This window comes from Rhizobacter sp. SG703 (genome assembly GCF_012275445.1).
GTDB lineage: Bacteria > Pseudomonadota > Gammaproteobacteria > Burkholderiales > Burkholderiaceae_C > Rhizobacter.
Genome location: NZ_JAAZQK010000015.1, coordinates 140,480 through 156,071 on the forward strand (window position 1 = coordinate 140,480; position 15,592 = coordinate 156,071).

At 67.6% G+C, this 15,592-nt stretch carries 17 protein-coding genes and 1 tRNA gene; 12 read left to right on the forward strand and 6 right to left on the reverse strand.

Annotated elements, in window-relative coordinates; all coding sequences use genetic code 11:
• Positions 1–338: 338 nt before the first annotated feature.
• The 5 genes from FHT26_RS26855 to FHT26_RS26875 all read right to left on the reverse strand — a co-directional run bounded on the left by FHT26_RS26855 (position 339) and on the right by FHT26_RS26875 (position 4,590).
• Positions 339–1,151 (reverse strand): ABC transporter ATP-binding protein, encoded by an 813-nt coding sequence (locus FHT26_RS26855; protein ID WP_168563193.1) that lies wholly within the window; start codon positions 1,149–1,151, stop codon positions 339–341.
• Entirely contained in the window at positions 1,148–2,047 is a 900-nt protein-coding gene (gene ntrB / locus FHT26_RS26860; RefSeq protein ID WP_168563149.1) for a nitrate ABC transporter permease, read from the reverse strand. Before ntrB ends, FHT26_RS26855 begins: the two co-directional genes overlap by 4 nt.
• A gap of 19 nt (positions 2,048–2,066) precedes the next feature.
• Positions 2,067–3,290 carry an ABC transporter substrate-binding protein gene (locus FHT26_RS26865; protein ID WP_490362813.1) on the reverse strand — a complete coding sequence of 408 codons (1,224 nt, stop codon included), beginning with the start codon at positions 3,288–3,290 and terminating at the stop codon, positions 2,067–2,069.
• Positions 3,291–3,572: 282 nt separating this feature from the next.
• Positions 3,573–4,223, reverse strand: coding sequence for an ANTAR domain-containing response regulator (locus FHT26_RS26870; RefSeq protein WP_168563151.1), 651 nt, complete (start codon positions 4,221–4,223; stop codon positions 3,573–3,575).
• A 73-nt stretch (positions 4,224–4,296) separates the two neighbouring features.
• The gene (locus FHT26_RS26875; RefSeq protein ID WP_168563152.1) at positions 4,297–4,590 is read right to left on the reverse strand and encodes a hypothetical protein; all 294 of its coding nucleotides are present in this window, start codon (positions 4,588–4,590) and stop codon (positions 4,297–4,299) included.
• 186 nt (positions 4,591–4,776) lie between these two features.
• On the opposite strand from FHT26_RS26875, the gene tsaD reads away from it, so the two are divergent.
• A complete protein-coding gene (gene tsaD, locus FHT26_RS26880) occupies positions 4,777–5,820 on the forward strand; it encodes a tRNA (adenosine(37)-N6)-threonylcarbamoyltransferase complex transferase subunit TsaD (RefSeq protein WP_168563153.1) in 1,044 nt (347 codons plus the stop codon).
• 4 nt (positions 5,821–5,824) lie between these two features.
• On the opposite strand, the gene FHT26_RS26885 is transcribed toward tsaD, so the two are convergent.
• On the reverse strand, positions 5,825–6,253 hold the full coding sequence (locus tag FHT26_RS26885; protein WP_168563154.1) for an Hsp20/alpha crystallin family protein: 429 nt from the start codon (positions 6,251–6,253) through the stop codon (positions 5,825–5,827).
• Positions 6,254–6,346: 93 nt separating this feature from the next.
• Here FHT26_RS26885 and FHT26_RS26890 point away from each other — a divergent pair, with 93 nt between their 5' ends.
• The 11 genes from FHT26_RS26890 (at position 6,347) to FHT26_RS26940 (ending at position 15,545) form a co-directional block, all read left to right on the forward strand.
• Positions 6,347–7,630, forward strand: coding sequence for a branched-chain amino acid ABC transporter substrate-binding protein (locus FHT26_RS26890; protein WP_168563155.1), 1,284 nt, complete (start codon positions 6,347–6,349; stop codon positions 7,628–7,630).
• On the forward strand, positions 7,627–8,778 hold the full coding sequence (locus tag FHT26_RS26895; RefSeq protein ID WP_168563156.1) for a pyridoxal phosphate-dependent aminotransferase: 1,152 nt from the start codon (positions 7,627–7,629) through the stop codon (positions 8,776–8,778). The genes FHT26_RS26890 and FHT26_RS26895 overlap by 4 nt, the downstream gene beginning before the upstream one ends.
• Before the next feature lie 141 nt (positions 8,779–8,919).
• Positions 8,920–9,189, forward strand: coding sequence for a 30S ribosomal protein S15 (gene rpsO, locus FHT26_RS26900; RefSeq protein ID WP_047502936.1), 270 nt, complete (start codon positions 8,920–8,922; stop codon positions 9,187–9,189).
• Positions 9,190–9,397: 208 nt separating this feature from the next.
• Positions 9,398–11,512, forward strand: coding sequence for a polyribonucleotide nucleotidyltransferase (pnp, locus tag FHT26_RS26905; protein ID WP_168563157.1), 2,115 nt, complete (start codon positions 9,398–9,400; stop codon positions 11,510–11,512).
• 74 nt (positions 11,513–11,586) lie between these two features.
• The gene (locus FHT26_RS26910) at positions 11,587–12,573 is read left to right on the forward strand and encodes an NAD(P)H-quinone oxidoreductase (RefSeq protein WP_168563158.1); all 987 of its coding nucleotides are present in this window, start codon (positions 11,587–11,589) and stop codon (positions 12,571–12,573) included.
• Between the two features lie 23 nt (positions 12,574–12,596).
• Positions 12,597–13,337: a triose-phosphate isomerase gene (gene tpiA / locus FHT26_RS26915; protein WP_168563159.1), complete on the forward strand. Its 741-nt coding sequence runs from the start codon at positions 12,597–12,599 to the stop codon at positions 13,335–13,337.
• 31 nt (positions 13,338–13,368) lie between these two features.
• The gene (secG, locus tag FHT26_RS26920; protein ID WP_168563160.1) at positions 13,369–13,800 is read left to right on the forward strand and encodes a preprotein translocase subunit SecG; all 432 of its coding nucleotides are present in this window, start codon (positions 13,369–13,371) and stop codon (positions 13,798–13,800) included.
• Between the two features lie 154 nt (positions 13,801–13,954).
• Positions 13,955–14,039: transfer RNA gene (locus FHT26_RS26925), tRNA-Leu, on the forward strand.
• A gap of 61 nt (positions 14,040–14,100) precedes the next feature.
• Positions 14,101–14,460 carry an NADH-quinone oxidoreductase subunit A gene (locus tag FHT26_RS26930; RefSeq protein ID WP_168563161.1) on the forward strand — a complete coding sequence of 120 codons (360 nt, stop codon included), beginning with the start codon at positions 14,101–14,103 and terminating at the stop codon, positions 14,458–14,460.
• A 3-nt stretch (positions 14,461–14,463) separates the two neighbouring features.
• Positions 14,464–14,940: a NuoB/complex I 20 kDa subunit family protein gene (locus FHT26_RS26935; protein ID WP_047502926.1), complete on the forward strand. Its 477-nt coding sequence runs from the start codon at positions 14,464–14,466 to the stop codon at positions 14,938–14,940.
• A gap of 8 nt (positions 14,941–14,948) precedes the next feature.
• Entirely contained in the window at positions 14,949–15,545 is a 597-nt protein-coding gene (locus FHT26_RS26940) for an NADH-quinone oxidoreductase subunit C (RefSeq protein ID WP_168563162.1), read from the forward strand.
• The last annotated feature ends 47 nt before the right edge of the window (positions 15,546–15,592 follow it).

Consider the following 15,592-nt stretch of genomic DNA (forward strand, 5'->3'; position numbering starts at 1 on the left):
AAGTGACCGACGAGCGTGCCGGCGCTCGCATGCTCGTCGGTCACTTCAATCTTTTCCCCCCAACAAGAGCGGCTGGTGCTTAGCGGCGGGTGAGGGGATGGGGTGGGGGCGATTTCTGGGGCGACGAAGAAGATCGGCTTCGGGGGTGGCGTGCGCAGCACGCTTCGTGGACTGACTCATCGGCACTGTTTGACCACAACGAACGAAGTGAGTGGAGGGAGTTTGCCGATGCACCCCCGAAGCCGAGCTTCTTCGTGGAGTCGGCCCCCGGGCCGACCGCCCCAGCATGAGCCCCCGCCCCATCCCCTCACCCGCCGCGACGCGACGCGACGCGAGACTCAAGCCGCAGAAGCCACGACTCCGTGGCGGGTGTAGAGGAAGTCCAGCACCTCCTTGCGGTAGTGCACGTACCCGGAATCCTCTGCCAGCTCAACCCGGTTGCGCGGCCGTGGCAGTTCGATCGACAGGATCTCGCCGATCGTCGCGGCCGGTCCGTTGGTCATCATCACGATGCGGTCCGACAGCAGCACCGCCTCGTCGACATCGTGCGTCACCATCACCACCGTGCTGTGCGTGCGGGCGACGATCTTCAGCAGTTCGTCCTGCAGGTGCGCACGGGTCAGCGCATCGAGTGCACCGAAGGGCTCGTCCATCAACAGCACCTTGGGCTCCATCGCCAGCGCGCGCGCAATGCCGACCCGCTGCTTCATGCCGCCGGAGATCTCGTGCGGTCGCTTCGCCGCGGCGTGCGCCATGTTGACGAGGCCCAGCGCCGCGAGCGAGCGTTCCTTCAACTGCGCCTTGGATTCGCTTGTGCCGAACACCCGTTCGACCGCCAGGTGCACGTTCTCGTAGCAGGTCAGCCACGGCAGCAGCGAATGGTTCTGGAACACCACCGCGCGCTCCGGCCCGGGTGCGGCGATCTCGCGGCTGTCGCAGATCAGCGAGCCGCCCGTGGGCAGCGTGAGCCCGGCGATCAGGTTCAGCAGCGTCGACTTGCCGCAGCCCGAATGCCCGATCAACGTGACGAACTCGCCCTTCGCGACGGACAGGTTGATGTCGCGCAACGCGTGGAAGCGGCCCTTCTTCGTGCTGAAGACCATCTCGGCCTGGTGCACCTCGATGAAGCTGGAGTTCGATGCCATGGTCAGACCTCGTCGTAGGTGAAGCGTTTGGCGATGGCGACCAGCGCCCATTCGAGCAGCAGGCCGACGATGCCGATCACGAAGATCGCGATCAGGATGTGCGTGACGTTCAGGTTGTTCCACTCGTCCCACACCCAGAAGCCGATGCCGACGCCGCCGGTCAGCATCTCGGCCGCGACGATCACCAGCCAAGCCGTGCCCACGCTCAGCCGCACGCCGGTCAGCATGTACGGCAGCACGGCCGGGAACAGGATGCGCGTCATCACCTTCCACTCCGACAGGTTCAGCACGCGCGCCACGTTCAGGTAGTCGGTCGGCACGCGCTGCACGCCGACCGCGGTGTTGATGACCATCGGCCAGATCGAGCAGATGAAGATCGTCCAGATCGCCGCCGGGTTCGCGGCCTTGAACACCAGCAGCCCGATCGGCAGCCACGCGAGCGGCGACACCGGACGCAGCAGGCTGATCAGCGGCGACACCATGTGGTTCAGGAAGCTGAAGCGCCCGATCAGGAAACCCGCCGGGATGCCGACCAGCGCCGCCAGTCCGAAGCCGATCGCGACGCGCTGCAGCGAGAACAGGATGTTCCAGCCGATGCCCTGGTCGTTCGGGCCCTTGCTGTAGAACGGATCGGCGAACAGCTTGACCGCTTCGGCGAAGGTCGCCGCCGGGGTCGGGAAGCTGCCGCCGTTCATCGTCAGCAAGGCCCAGATGCCGACCAGCAAGCCGACGCCGATCAGCGGCGGCAGCACCTTCAGCAGCAGTCCGTTCCAGTCGTAGGGCTTGCGTGGCCGACGCGCGACCGGAGCCGGCGCGGCTGCCGGCGCAGCGGTGGATGTCGAGGCGGCAGGCGCCTCGTCGTCGAGGCCCCCGAGCGGCGAGTGAAACACGGCACTGACCATGGCGTTCTCCTGGCGGCCCTCAGGCCTTGATCTTGAAGCTGTCGGCGTACTTGACCGGGTCCTTGCCGTCCCAGACGATGCCGTCGATCAGCTTCGCGCTGCGCAGCGGCTCCTTCGGCACGCTGATCTTCATCGCGCCGGCGGCCTGCTTGTAGAGCTCGACCTGGTTGATCTGCTTCGCGACGCCCAGGTAGTCCGGATGCTCCTTCAGCAGGCCCCAGCGCTTGTGCTGCGTCAGGAACCACATGCCGTCGCTCAGGTACGGGTAGTTCACCGCGCCGTCGTTGAAGAACTTCATGTGGTTGGGGTCGTCCCAGGTCTTGCCCAGGCCGTTCTGGTAGCGGCCCAGGATGCGCTGGTTGATCGCGTCGACCCCGGTGTTCACGTACGACTTGTCGGCCACCGTCTCGGCCATCTTCAGCTTGTTCTGCAGGCTCGCATCGATCCAGCGGCTGGCTTCTATCACCGCCATCATCACCGCGCGCGCGGTGTTGGGGTACTTCTTGACGAACTCGCCGGTCGTGCCGAGCACCTTCTCGGGATGGTCCTTCCAGATGTCCTGCGTGGTCACCGCGGTGATGCCGATGCCGTCCACGATTGCGCGGTGGCCCCAGGGCTCGCCGACGCAGTAGCCGTCCATGTTGCCGACCCGCATGTTGGCCACCATCTGCGGCGGCGGCACGGTGATGACCTTGGCATCCTTCATCGGATTGATGCCGACGCTCGCGAGCCAGTAGTACAGCCACATCGCGTGCGTGCCGGTCGGGAAGGTCTGCGCGAAGGTGTACTCGCGCTTGTCGGCGGCCATCACCTTCGCGAGCGATGCGCCGTCGACCGCGCCCTTGTCGGCCAGCTTCTTCGACAGCGTGATCGCCTGGCCGTTGTTGTTCAGCGTCATCAGCACGGCCATGTCCTTCTTCGGCCCGCCGACGCCCAGGTGCACGCCGTAGACCAGGCCGTACAGCACGTGCGCCATGTCGAGCTCGCCGTTCACCAGCTTGTCGCGCACGCCGGCCCACGAGGCTTCCTTGGTCGGGATGATCTTGACGCCGTACTTCTTGTCGAAGCCGAGCACCGAGGCCATCACGACCGACGCGCAATCGGTCAGCGGGATGAAGCCGATGCGCACCTCTTCCTTCTCGGGTTTGTCGGAGCCTTGTGCATGCACGGCGCTTTGCAGCCCGGGCACCAGGCCGGTCGCACTGCCGGCGGCAGCGGCCTTGATCAGGGTTCGGCGGCTCATCAGGTTCTTTCGCGTGAGTGGGCTTGTCATGGCGTGGCTCAGGTTCTCGGAAAGCAAAAAAAAAGCGTCCGCACGGTGCAGGCTCAGCCTGTCACGTGGGGACGCCATCGTCCGACCCGCCTCGCGCCAACCTTGGTGCGTGCGGATGTCTGTGGAAGATCGCCGTTGACCTTCCGCAAGGGCTTACGCAAGCGGCGTGCCACGGCCTTTCACCTGGGGACGGGCAGGGCGCCGATGCTGCGACGCACCAACTGCGTCGCCCGCCGCACTGCCGGAGTGCGTTCAACCCAGGAGGTCGGACACGTCGAGGATGCGCTGCGCCACGTCGGCCAGGCGCAGGCCCTTGTCCATCGCGGCCTTGCGCAGCCGCGCATAGGCGGCTTCTTCGCTCAGCCCCTGGCGCGACATCAGCAGGCCTTTCGCGCGGTCGATCCGCTTGCGGTCCGAGAGCTCGGTGCGCGCATCGGCCAGCTCGCGGCGCAGGCCTTCTTCATGCCGGAAGCGCGCCATCGCGACATCGAGCACCGGCTTCACCCGCTCCGGCGCGAGCCCGGCCACCACATAGGCGGTGACGCCAGCGGCGATCGCGTCGGGCACATGGCTGGTGTCGTCGTCATCGGTGAACAGCACGATCGGGCGGCGCGCGTCGCGCGTGGCCATCACGACGTGCTCGAGCGTGTCGCGCGCCTGGCTTTCGGCGTCGATGATGATCATGTCGGGCTGGATCTGCGCCAGCCGCTCCGGCAGGAACACGTCGGCCGGCAGCACCGCGACGATGTTGTAGCCGTTCTCCAGCAGCCCGATGCGCAGCGCCCGCGAGCGCTCGGCCTCGATCGGGTCGGGCGCACCTTCGCTGCCGTCGGCGGCCAACGAGTCGGGGGCAACGATGACGATGCGCAGGACCGGGGCGGTCGGCGCGCGCGGCGGCTTCATGGGCAAGGTCGCAGCAACATCCGCGCCACGCATTGGCGCGGCCGGACCCCGAGGCCCGCGAACCAGCGCCGGTTCAGCGTTCGTGCGGCGTCGTGTGCAGCGCGCGGCGGATCCAGCCCCCCAGCGGCCGCAGCGAGTCGAACACCGAATCGGCCTGCGGCTCGTCGAATTCGCGCTCTTCCAGCAGGCCTTGCGCCTCCAGCGCGTCGATGAAGAGTTGCACCTCCTGGCGCTTCAGCCCGGCGATGGAGGCCAGCTGCTCCAGCGTCATGTGCCGGTGCGACATGTCGCTCAGCATCCGGCGATACGCGGTGCGATGGAACGGCGCGGGTAGCTCCGTCCAGGCCAACAGGCGGTATTCCTTCATGGGGTTCCCTAACGAATTTGTTGTTGTAGTTGGCAGTTGCTTCGTGGCACTGCTCGGGCACCGAGGGTAGTCGGCCGCGGCCGATCGCGGAAGGGGGCCGGATAGGAATCAAGGGTAAACCCTTGTGTCGGACGTGACGGATTTGGCGCCGACGGGGTGGGTGGGCGCGCTGGCTACACTCGCCGGATGAAGGTCCTGGGCGTGGAATCATCGTGCGACGAAACGGGTGTGGCTCTGGTGGAGGCTGGCCCGACCGGGGTTCCGACGCTGCGGGCCCATGCGCTGCACAGCCAGATCGCGATGCACCAGGCCTATGGCGGCGTGGTGCCCGAGCTGGCGTCGCGCGACCACATCCGGCGCGTGCTGCCACTGACGGAGCAGGTGCTGCGCGAGGCCGGTGCGTCGCTGGCCGATGTCGACGTGGTGGCGTTCACGCGCGGGCCGGGGCTGGCCGGTGCGCTGCTGGTCGGTGCCGGCGTCGCCTGTGCGCTGGCGGCGGCGCTCGGCAAGCCGGTGCTCGGCGTGCACCACCTCGAAGGGCACCTGCTGTCGCCGTTCCTCGCGAGCGACCCGCCCGAATTCCCGTTCGTCGCGCTGCTGGTGTCCGGCGGCCACACGCAGCTGATGCGGGTCGACGACGTCGGGCGCTACGAGTTGCTCGGTGAAAGCATCGACGATGCGGCCGGCGAGGCCTTCGACAAGTCGGCCAAGCTGCTCGGGCTCGGCTACCCGGGCGGGCCGGCGCTGGCGCGACTGGCCGAGTCGGGCCGGCCCGATGCCTATGCGCTGCCGCGGCCGCTGCTGCACAGCGGCGACCTCGATTTCTCGTTCGCCGGGCTGAAGACCGCGGTGATGACGCAGCTGCGCAAGCTGGGCGACACGCCGACCGACGTGCAGCGCGCCGACGTGGCCGCGTCGACGCAGGCCGCGATCGTCGAGGTGCTGCTGAAGAAGTCGCTCGCGGCGCTGAAGCAGACCGGGCTCAAGCGGCTGGTCGTCGCCGGCGGGGTCGGTGCCAACAGCCGCCTGCGCGCGCAGTTGAACGCCGAATGCGCGAAGCGCCAGGTCAGGGTGCATTACCCCGAACTGGCGCTGTGCACCGACAACGGCGCGATGATCGCGCTCGCCGCCGCGATGCGCCTGCAGCGCGGCACGGTGGCCGGCCACGACTACGGCTTCGACGTGCGGCCACGCTGGCCGCTGGCGTCGCTGGCCGCGGCGGCCGTCTGAGCGATCAGCTGATGCTGATCTGCGTCGCGCCGGTCGGCACGCGCTTCGCGAGCGTCAGCGTCAGCACGCCGTTCTCGAACTTCGCGCTCGAGTTCGCCTGGTCCACTTCGGCCGGCAGCGCGACGGTGCGGGCGTAGTGCGCGGCGGCACGTTCGCGGTACAGCACGCGCTCGCCGTCCTTGACCTCGGCCGTCTTCGCATCGCCGGCTTCCAGCGTCACGCGGCGGCCTTCCACCGAGACCTTCAGCTGGTCCTTCGCGAGGCCCGGCAGGTCCAGCGTCAGCGTGTACGCGGTGTCGCTCTCGACGACGTCGAGGGCCGGCACGCGCGGCTGGGCCGGGGCCGGCGGCAGGCGGTCGGCGAACAGGTGATCGAAAGCGCGCTCCAGCGAGGTGGCACGGCGCGACGACAGCGAGGGGGTCAGAACGAACATGATGGCTCCTACAATCCATTCAATCGCTGCACAGCGCAGCAACCATGCCGCTGAAACTTGGAGCGGCATTTTTGTTTTCAAGTGGGTTGAAAAATGCGGATCGCGGATTGGGTGAAGCGCTGCGGCGCGCTGCTGGCGTGGTGTGCGGTGGCGGGGCAGGGCGTCGCAGCACCTGCACCCGAGCCGGTGCGCGTCGCGCTGATCGAAGGCCTGTCCGGTTCGTTCGCGAATGCCGGCGAGGCCGTCTCGCGCAACCTGCTGTGGGCGGTAGAGCGGGTGAACCAGCGCGGCGGCGTGAGCCTGCCGGACGGCCGCCATCCGCTCGAGCTGGTGCGCTTCGACAGCAAGGGCAGCAACGAAGAGGCGCTGTCGCTGCTGCGCGCGGCCATCGACCAGAAGATCGGCTTCGTGATGCAGGGCAACAGCTCGGCCACCGCGGCGGTGCTGATCGACGCGCTGAACAAGCAGAACCAGCGCGAGCCGTCGCGCCGCGCGATCCTGCTGAACTACTCGGCCGTCGATCCGGCGCTGACGAACGAGAAGTGCAGCTTCTGGCACTTCCGCTTCGACGCCCATGCCGACATGCGGCTGCAGGCGCTGACCGACGTGCTGGCGGCCGACAAGCAGGTCAGGAAGGTCTACCTGATCGGCCAGGACTACAGCTTCGGCCAGAGTGTGCTGCGCCAGGCGCGCGCAATGATCGCGGCCAAGCGGCCTGACATCGAGATCGTCGGCGACGAGTTGCACCCGCTCGGCCGCATCAAGGACTTCCTGCCGTACGCCGCGAAGATCAAGGCGAGCGGCGCGCAGGCGGTGCTGACCGGCAACTGGGGCAACGACCTGACGCTCTTGATCCGCGCCGGGCGCGAGGCGGGGCTCGACGCGCGCTTCTACACCTTCTACGGCAACGCGCTCGGCGCGCCGGCGGCGATCGGCGAGGCCGGCGTCGACCGCGTGCTGGCGGTGGCCGAATGGCATCCGAACCTCGGCGGTGCGGCGTCCGACAGGTTCTATGCGAGCTTCCGCGAGCGCTTCCCGAACCCGCAGGACGACTATGTGCACATGCGCATGCAGGCGATGGTCGAGATGCTGGCGGCCGCGATCGAGAAGGCCGGCAGTGCCGACCCGCTGGCGGTGGCGCGTGCGCTCGAAGGCCTGAAGCTGGACTCCAGCCACCTCGGCGGCTTCCACCATGGCACGATCCGCGCCGCCGACCACCAGTTCGAGCAGCCGCTGGTCGTCAGCGTGCTGCAGCGCGCCGGCAGCCCCGGCGTGCGCTTCGACAACGAGGGCTCCGGCTACGGCTTCAAGACCGTGCTGCAGCTCACCGAACGCCAGACCGAGATGCCGCACCGTTGTGCGATGGAGCGCCCATGAGAGACATCATTGCCCAACTGCCGGCATCGAAGATCCGCGAGGTCGCGAACGCGGCGATCGGTCGTGCCGACGTGCTGCCGTTCTGGTTCGGCGAGAGCGACGAGCCGACGCCGGACTTCGTCACCGAAGCGGCGGTCGCGTCGCTGCGCCGTGGCGAGACGGCCTATGCGCACAACCTCGGGCTGCCCGAGCTGCGCGAGGCGTTGGCGGGCTACGCGAGCGCGCTGCACCGGCCGGTCGATGCCGGCCGCATCGCGGTCACGTCGTCGGGCGTCAACGGGCTGATGATCGCGACGCAGGCGCTGGTCGGCGCCGGCGACGAGGTGGTCGCGGTGGTGCCGGTGTGGCCGAACATCACCGCGCAGCCGGCGATCCTCGGGGCCGACGTGAAGCGGGTGTCGCTGCAGGTGCGCGACGGCGCGTGGCAGCTCGACCTCGACCGGCTGCTGGCCGCGATCACCGGCAAGACGCGGCTGCTGCTCGTCAATGCACCGAACAACCCGACCGGCTGGACGATGACCCGCGCCGAGCAGCAGGCGGTGCTCGACCACTGCCGCCGCACCGGCACCTGGATCGTCGCCGACGAGGTCTACGAGCGGCTGTACTACGAGGCGGGCCAGGTTGCGGCGCCGAGCTTCCTCGACATCGCCGAGCCCGGCGACCGGCTGGTGGTTGCGCACAGCTTCTCGAAGAGCTTCCTGATGACCGGCTGGCGGCTCGGCTCGCTGGTCGTGCCGGCCGCGCTGACGGCCGACATCGGCAAGCTGATCGAGTTCAACACCTCGTGCGCGCCGGTCTTCGTGCAGCGCGCCGGCATCGCGGCGCTGCAGGGTGCCGCCGACTTCGTGCCGGGGCTGATCGGCCGGCTGAAGGCCTGCCGCGACACGCTGGTGCCGCGCCTGCAGGCGCTGCCGGGCGTCACGCTCGCGCTGCCGGCGGGCGGCATGTATGCCTTCTTCCGCGTCGACGGCGAGGACGATTCGCTGACGCTGGCCAAGCGGCTGGTCACCGGCGTCGGGCTGGGCCTGGCGCCCGGCGCGGCCTTCGGCGACGAGGCCGAGGGCTGGCTGCGCTGGTGCTTCGCATCGCGCGACCCCGAGCGGCTGGTCGACGGGGTGGAGCGGCTGAAACGCGCGTTGAGGCTATAATCGACGGGCTTTGCGTCCTGATCCGTCCAGAACGGGTATCCAGAACGCCAGGCAAGTCGCACGGCGCGGGTCAGTTTCACCCGCGACCGCAAGTAGCAACCTCCCGCCCATGAACCGTGGCGGGAACACCAGGAAACTGACATGTCCGTCGCAGATCTGAACAAGGCCGAGATCGTCAAGGCCAATGCCCGCAGCGCCAACGACACCGGCTCGCCCGAAGTGCAGGTGGCCCTGCTGACCGCCCGCATCAACGAGCTGACCCCCCACTTCAAGCTGCACCTGAAGGACCACCACGGTCGCCGCGGCCTGCTGAAGATGGTCAACACCCGCAAGAGCCTGCTGGCCTACCTGCGCAAGACCGATGCCGACCGCTACACCGCGCTGATCCAGAAGCTGGGTCTGCGCAAGTAATCCGCGAATGAAAGCCGAGAGCCTGTCTGGATCCTCCAGCACAGGCTCTTTGCGCTTTTGGAGCTGAGCACCCACAGATGACGATGTGTCATTCCACCCGCGTTCCGTCGCACGAGCGCCGCTGGAATGGCATCGCGCCAGGTTGCCGCAGTTCCGGGTGCAAAGGCGCCGCCCTCACCTGGCGCTGACAACAAACCGGAGAAAAGACATGAGCATGTTCAACAAAGTCACCAAGACCTTCCAATGGGGCCAGCACACGGTTCGCATGGAAACCGGCGAGATCGCCCGCCAGTCGAGCGGTGCCGTGCTGGTCGACATCGAGGACACCGTGATCCTCGCCACCGTGGTCGGTGCCAAGAACGCGAAGCCGGGCCAGGATTTCTTCCCGCTGACCGTCGACTACATCGAGAAGACCTATGCCGCCGGCAAGATCCCCGGCAGCTTCTTCAAGCGTGAAGGCCGCCCGAGCGAACTCGAGACGCTGACCTCGCGCCTGATCGACCGCCCGCTGCGCCCGCTGTTTCCCGAAGGCTTCTACAACGAAGTCCAGGTCGTGATCCACGTGCTGTCGCTGAACCCGGAAGTCTCGGCCGACATCGCCGCGCTGATCGGCTCGAGCGCCGCGCTCGCGATCTCCGGCATTCCGTTCAACGGCCCGATCGGCGCCGCGCGCGTCGGCTACGTCAACGGCCAGTACGTGCTGAACCCGGGCAAGACCCAGTTGCTCGATTCGCAGATGGACCTGGTCGTCGCCGGCACCGAAGCGGCCGTGCTGATGGTCGAATCCGAAGCCCAGCAGCTGAGCGAGGAAGTGATGCTTGGCGGCGTGGTCTACGGCCACGACCAAAGCAAGATCGCCATCGCCGCGATCAACGAACTCGTGCGTGACGCCGGCAAGCCAGCCTGGGACTGGGCCGCGCCCGCCAAGGACGAGGCCTTCATCGGCAAGGTCACCGCCCTGGCCGAAGAGAAGCTGCGCGCCGCCTACCAGATCCGCTCGAAGCAGGCCCGCACGCAGGCCACTCGCGAAGCCACCGCTTCCGTGGTCGCTGCGCTGACCGCCGACGGCGTCGAGTTCGACAAGGTCAAGGTCGACAACGTGCTGTTCGACATCGAAGCCCGCATCGTGCGCAGCCAGATCCTGTCGGGCGAGCCGCGCATCGACGGCCGCGACACCCGCACCGTGCGCGCGATCGAGATCCGCAACGGCGTGCTGCCGCGCGTCCACGGCTCGGCGCTGTTCACGCGTGGCGAGACGCAGGCGCTGGTCGCCGCGACGCTCGGCACCGACCGCGATTCGCAGAAGATCGATGCGCTCGCCGGCGAGTTCAGCGAGCACTTCATGCTGCACTACAACATGCCGCCGTTCGCCACCGGCGAAACCGGCCGCGTCGGCACGCCGAAGCGCCGCGAGATCGGCCATGGCCGCCTGGCCAAGCGCGCGCTGGTCGCGGTGCTGCCGGACCGCGTCGAGTTCCCGTACTCGATGCGCGTGGTCTCGGAGATCACCGAATCGAACGGTTCGTCGTCGATGGCCTCGGTGTGCGGCGGCTGCCTCGCGCTGATGGACGCCGGCGTGCCGCTGAAGGCGCACGTCGCCGGCATCGCGATGGGCCTGATCAAGGACGGCAACCGCTTCGCGGTGCTGACCGACATCCTCGGCGATGAAGATCACCTGGGCGACATGGACTTCAAGGTGGCCGGCACGACCGCCGGCGTGACCGCGCTGCAGATGGACATCAAGATCCAGGGCATCACGAAGGAAATCATGCAGGTCGCGCTGGCGCAGGCCAAGGAAGCCCGCCTGCACATCCTCGGCAAGATGACCGAAGCGATGGGCGAAGCCAAGACCGAGGTCTCGCAGTTCGCGCCGCGCCTGTACACGATGAAGATCAACCCGGAGAAGATCCGCGACGTGATCGGCAAGGGCGGCGCGACCATCCGTGCGCTGACCGAAGAAACCGGCACGACCATCGACATCGGCGAAGACGGCACGATCACCATCGCGTCGGCCGACTCCGACAAGGCCGCCTACGCGAAGAAGCGCATCGAAGAGATCACCGCCGAAGTCGAGGTGGGCAAGGTCTACGAAGGCCCGATCACCAAGTTGCTGGAGTTCGGTGCGCTGGTCAACCTGCTGCCGGGCAAGGACGGCCTGCTGCACATCAGCCAGATCGCGCACCAGCGCGTCGAGAAGGTCACCGACTTCCTGAAGGAAGGCCAGATCGTCAAGGTCAAGGTGCTCGAGACCGACGAGAAGGGCCGCGTCAAGCTGTCGATGAAGGCGCTGATCGACCGCGACCAGGCGCCTTCGCAGGAATGATGCCGAAGCCGCCAGGCCGCTGCGTCTCGACGCGGTGGCCGTGCGGCGGCGTCCTGCCAAACTGACCGACCCCGATGAAGGCGATCGCGATCACCTCTCCCGGCGCGCCCGACGTGCTGCGCGCCATCGAGCGCGCGGCACCGGTGCCCGCGGCCGGCGAGTTGCTGATCCGCGTCGCCGCATCGGGCATCAACCGGCCCGACGTGCTGCAGCGCAAGGGGCTGTACCCGGTGCCGCCGGGCGCGTCCGACCTGCCGGGGCTGGAGGTCGCGGGCCAGGTGGTCGATGGCGATGCGGCGGCGCTGGCCGCGGCCAGCATCGCTGTCGGCGACCGCGTGTGCGCGCTGGTGGCCGGTGGTGGCTACGCCGAACTGTGCGTCGCGCCGGTCGGCCAGTGCCTGCCGGTGCCGCGCGGCCTCAGCGACATCGAGGCCGCGAGCCTGCCGGAAACCTTCTTCACCGTCTGGTCGAACGTGTTCGAGCGGGCGCACCTGCAGCCCGGCGAGACGCTGCTGGTGCAGGGCGGGACCAGCGGCATCGGCGTCACCGCGATCCAGTTGGCCAAGGCCTTCGGCGCGCGCGTGATCGCCACCGCCGGCAGCGACGACAAGTGCGCCGCGTGCGTGGCGCTCGGCGCCGACCACGCGATCAACTACCGCACGCACGACTTCGTCGCCGAAGCGAAGCGGGTGACTGATGGTCGTGGCGTCGACGTGATCCTCGACATGGTGGCCGGCGACTACATCGCCCGCGAGTTGCAATGCCTGGCCGACGACGGCCGCATCGCGCTGATCGCGGTGCAGGGCGGCACCGCCGCGCAGATCGATGCCGGCGCGGTGCTGCGCCGTCGCCTGACCATTTCGGGTTCGACGCTGCGCCCGCGTTCGGTCGCGTTCAAGACCGCGATCGCGAAGGCGTTGCGCACGCACGCATGGCCGTGGCTCGAAGCCGGCCGCGTGAAGCCGGTGATCCACCAGGTGTTCCCGGCCGCGCAGGCGGCCGAGGCGCACACGCTGATGGAATCGAACCAGCACATCGGCAAGCTGGTGCTCACATGGTGAGCGCTCAACAAGGAGCTTCGGGCATGCGTCGCAAACTCGTCGTCGGCAACTGGAAGATGAACGGCGGCCGCGTGGCCAATGCCGAGCTGCTGGCCGGGCTGGTCGAAGCCGGCCCGTTCGATGCCGACGTCGCGGTGTGCGCGCCGTTTCCGTACCTCGGCGAGGTCGCGCTGTCATTGCAAGGTCAGCGTCTCGGCTGGGGTGCGCAAGACTGTTCGAAACACGAGAGCGGCGCCTTCACCGGCGAGGTGTCGGCGTCGATGCTGGCCGAGTTCGGCTGCCGCTACGTGATCGTCGGCCACTCGGAACGCCGCGCGCTGCATGCCGAATCCGATCAATTGGTGGCCGACAAGGCGAAGGCGGCGTTGGCCCACAAGCTGACGCCGATCGTCTGTGTCGGCGAGACGCTGGCCGAGCGCGAAGCCGGCCAGACCGATGCGGTGGTCAAGCGCCAGCTGTCGGCGGTGATCCACACGCTCGCGCACTGCATCTCGCAGGTCGTCGTGGCCTACGAGCCGGTGTGGGCGATCGGCACCGGCCGCACCGCATCGCCCGAGCAGGCGCAGGCGGTGCATGCGCTGCTGCGCGCGCAACTGCACGCGGCGACGCAGAAGTCCGACGAGATGTCGTTGTTGTACGGCGGGAGTGTCAAAGCCGACAACGCCGCCAGCCTGTTTGCCCAAGCCGACATCGACGGCGGGCTGATCGGCGGGGCGTCCCTGAAGGCCGCGGATTTCGCGGCCATTTGCAAAGCCGCGGCGTGACCGCGCGAATGATTTTTCTGGAGCAAGAACAATGCAAGTGCTGTTGAATTTCGTCGTGGCCATCCAGATGCTGGCGGCCCTGATCATGATCGGCCTGGTGCTGGTGCAGCACGGCAAGGGAGCCGACATGGGCGCCTCGTTCGGCAGCGGCTCGTCCGGCAGCCTGTTCGGCGCCACCGGCAGCGCGAACTTCCTGTCGCGTTCGACGGCGGTGTGCGCTGCGGTCTTCTTCGTCTGCACGCTGACGCTCGCGTACTTCTCGCACGAGCGCGCGAGCGCCTCGCCGTCGTCGAGCTCGACCATCCTCGACCGCGCGCCCGGCATCGCTGCAAGCGCTCCCGTGGGTGGTGCGTCGAGTGCGGCTTCCGGTGCCTCGACCCCGGCGGAAGCCGCCTCGGCGGTGGTCGTGCCGGCCGCGCCGGTGCAGGCCGCGTCGGGCGCGGGCGCGATCCCGACCAAGTGATTCGCCGCTGAGGTGAGGCCTCGGGATCCGCGGTATCCGACTGTCGTGCTGCACTGCGGCGCACAGCGCGTAAACCCGAGGTCTTTGAGGTTAGAATTTGCGGCTGCCCGGTAAGCCAGTCCTCATGCCAACCGAGCAGCAAAATTGAGTGCAAGCCGTCGTGGTGAAATTGGTAGACACGCTATCTTGAGGGGGTAGTGGCGAAAGCTGTGCGAGTTCGAGTCTCGCCGACGGCACCAGATCTTTGAACGAGGCACTTACCCAGTGCCTCGTTTGTTTCAAGACCGCTCAAACCACACCATGAACCTCGCTCCCTACCTGCCCGTCATCCTGTTCATCCTGGTCGGCGCAGGGGTAGGCGTAGCGCCTCAGGTGCTCGGTTTCCTGCTAGGTCCGCACAAGCCGGACACCGCGAAGAATTCCCCCTACGAATGCGGCTTCGAGGCCTTCGAAGACGCGCGCATGAAGTTCGACGTGCGCTACTACCTCGTCGCGATTCTCTTCATCCTGTTCGACCTCGAGATTGCATTTCTCTTTCCGTGGGCGGTGTCGCTCAAGGAAATCGGTCCGGCGGGCTTCTGGTCGATGATGGTGTTCCTGGGAATCCTCGTCGTCGGCTTTGCCTACGAGTGGAAAAAAGGCGCCCTTGACTGGGAGTGAGCTATGAGCATTGATGGCGTTCTCAAGGAAGGCTTCGTCACCACCAGCGTCGACACGCTGATCAACTGGTCGAAGACCGGTTCGCTGTGGCCGATGACCTTCGGTCTGGCCTGCTGCGCGGTGGAAATGATGCATGCGGGCGCCGCCCGCTACGACATCGATCGCTTCGGCATGCTGTTTCGTCCCAGCCCGCGCCAGAGCGACCTGATGATCGTCGCCGGCACGCTGTGCAACAAGATGGCGCCGGCGCTGCGCAAGGTCTACGACCAGATGGCCGAGCCGCGCTGGGTGCTGTCGATGGGCTCGTGCGCCAATGGCGGCGGCTACTACCACTACAGCTACTCGGTGGTGCGCGGCTGCGACCGCATCGTGCCGGTCGACGTCTACGTGCCCGGCTGCCCGCCGACCGCCGAGGCGCTGCTGTACGGCGTGCTGCAGTTGCAGACCAAGATCCGCCGCGAAAACACCATCGCCCGCTGAAAGCCCGCATGAGCAAATTGGACACCCTGCAGGCGGCGCTCGAAGCGGCCTTCGCCGGCAAGATCAAGCGCCTGGTGCGCGACCGCGGCGAACTCACGCTGACCGTCGCCGCCGAGCACTACGCCGCGGTGGCGCTCGCGCTGCGCGACGACCCGACGCTGCGCTTCGAGCAGCTGGTCGACCTGTGCGGCCTCGACTACTCGTCGTACAAGGACCAGCCGAACGAAGGCCTGCGCTACTGCGTCGCGTCGCACCTGCTGTCGATCACGCACAACTGGCGGCTGCGCCTGAAGGTGTTCGCACCCGATGACGACCTGCCGATGGTGGCATCGGTCAACGAGGTCTGGAACTCCGCCAACTGGTTCGAGCGCGAGGCCTTCGACCTCTACGGCATCCTGTTCGACGGCCACGTCGACCTGCGCCGCATCCTGACCGACTACGGCTTCATCGGCCACCCGTTCCGCAAGGATTTCCCGACCTCCGGCCATGTCGAGATGCGCTACGACCCCGAGCAGAAGCGGGTGATCTACCAGCCGGTGACGATCGAGCCGCGCGAGATCACGCCGCGCATCATTCGCGAAGACAACTATGGAGGCCTGCACTGATGTTGGCTTCCGTCCGTGGCGTGCGTAGCGCGGTCTCCTCAAGCAAC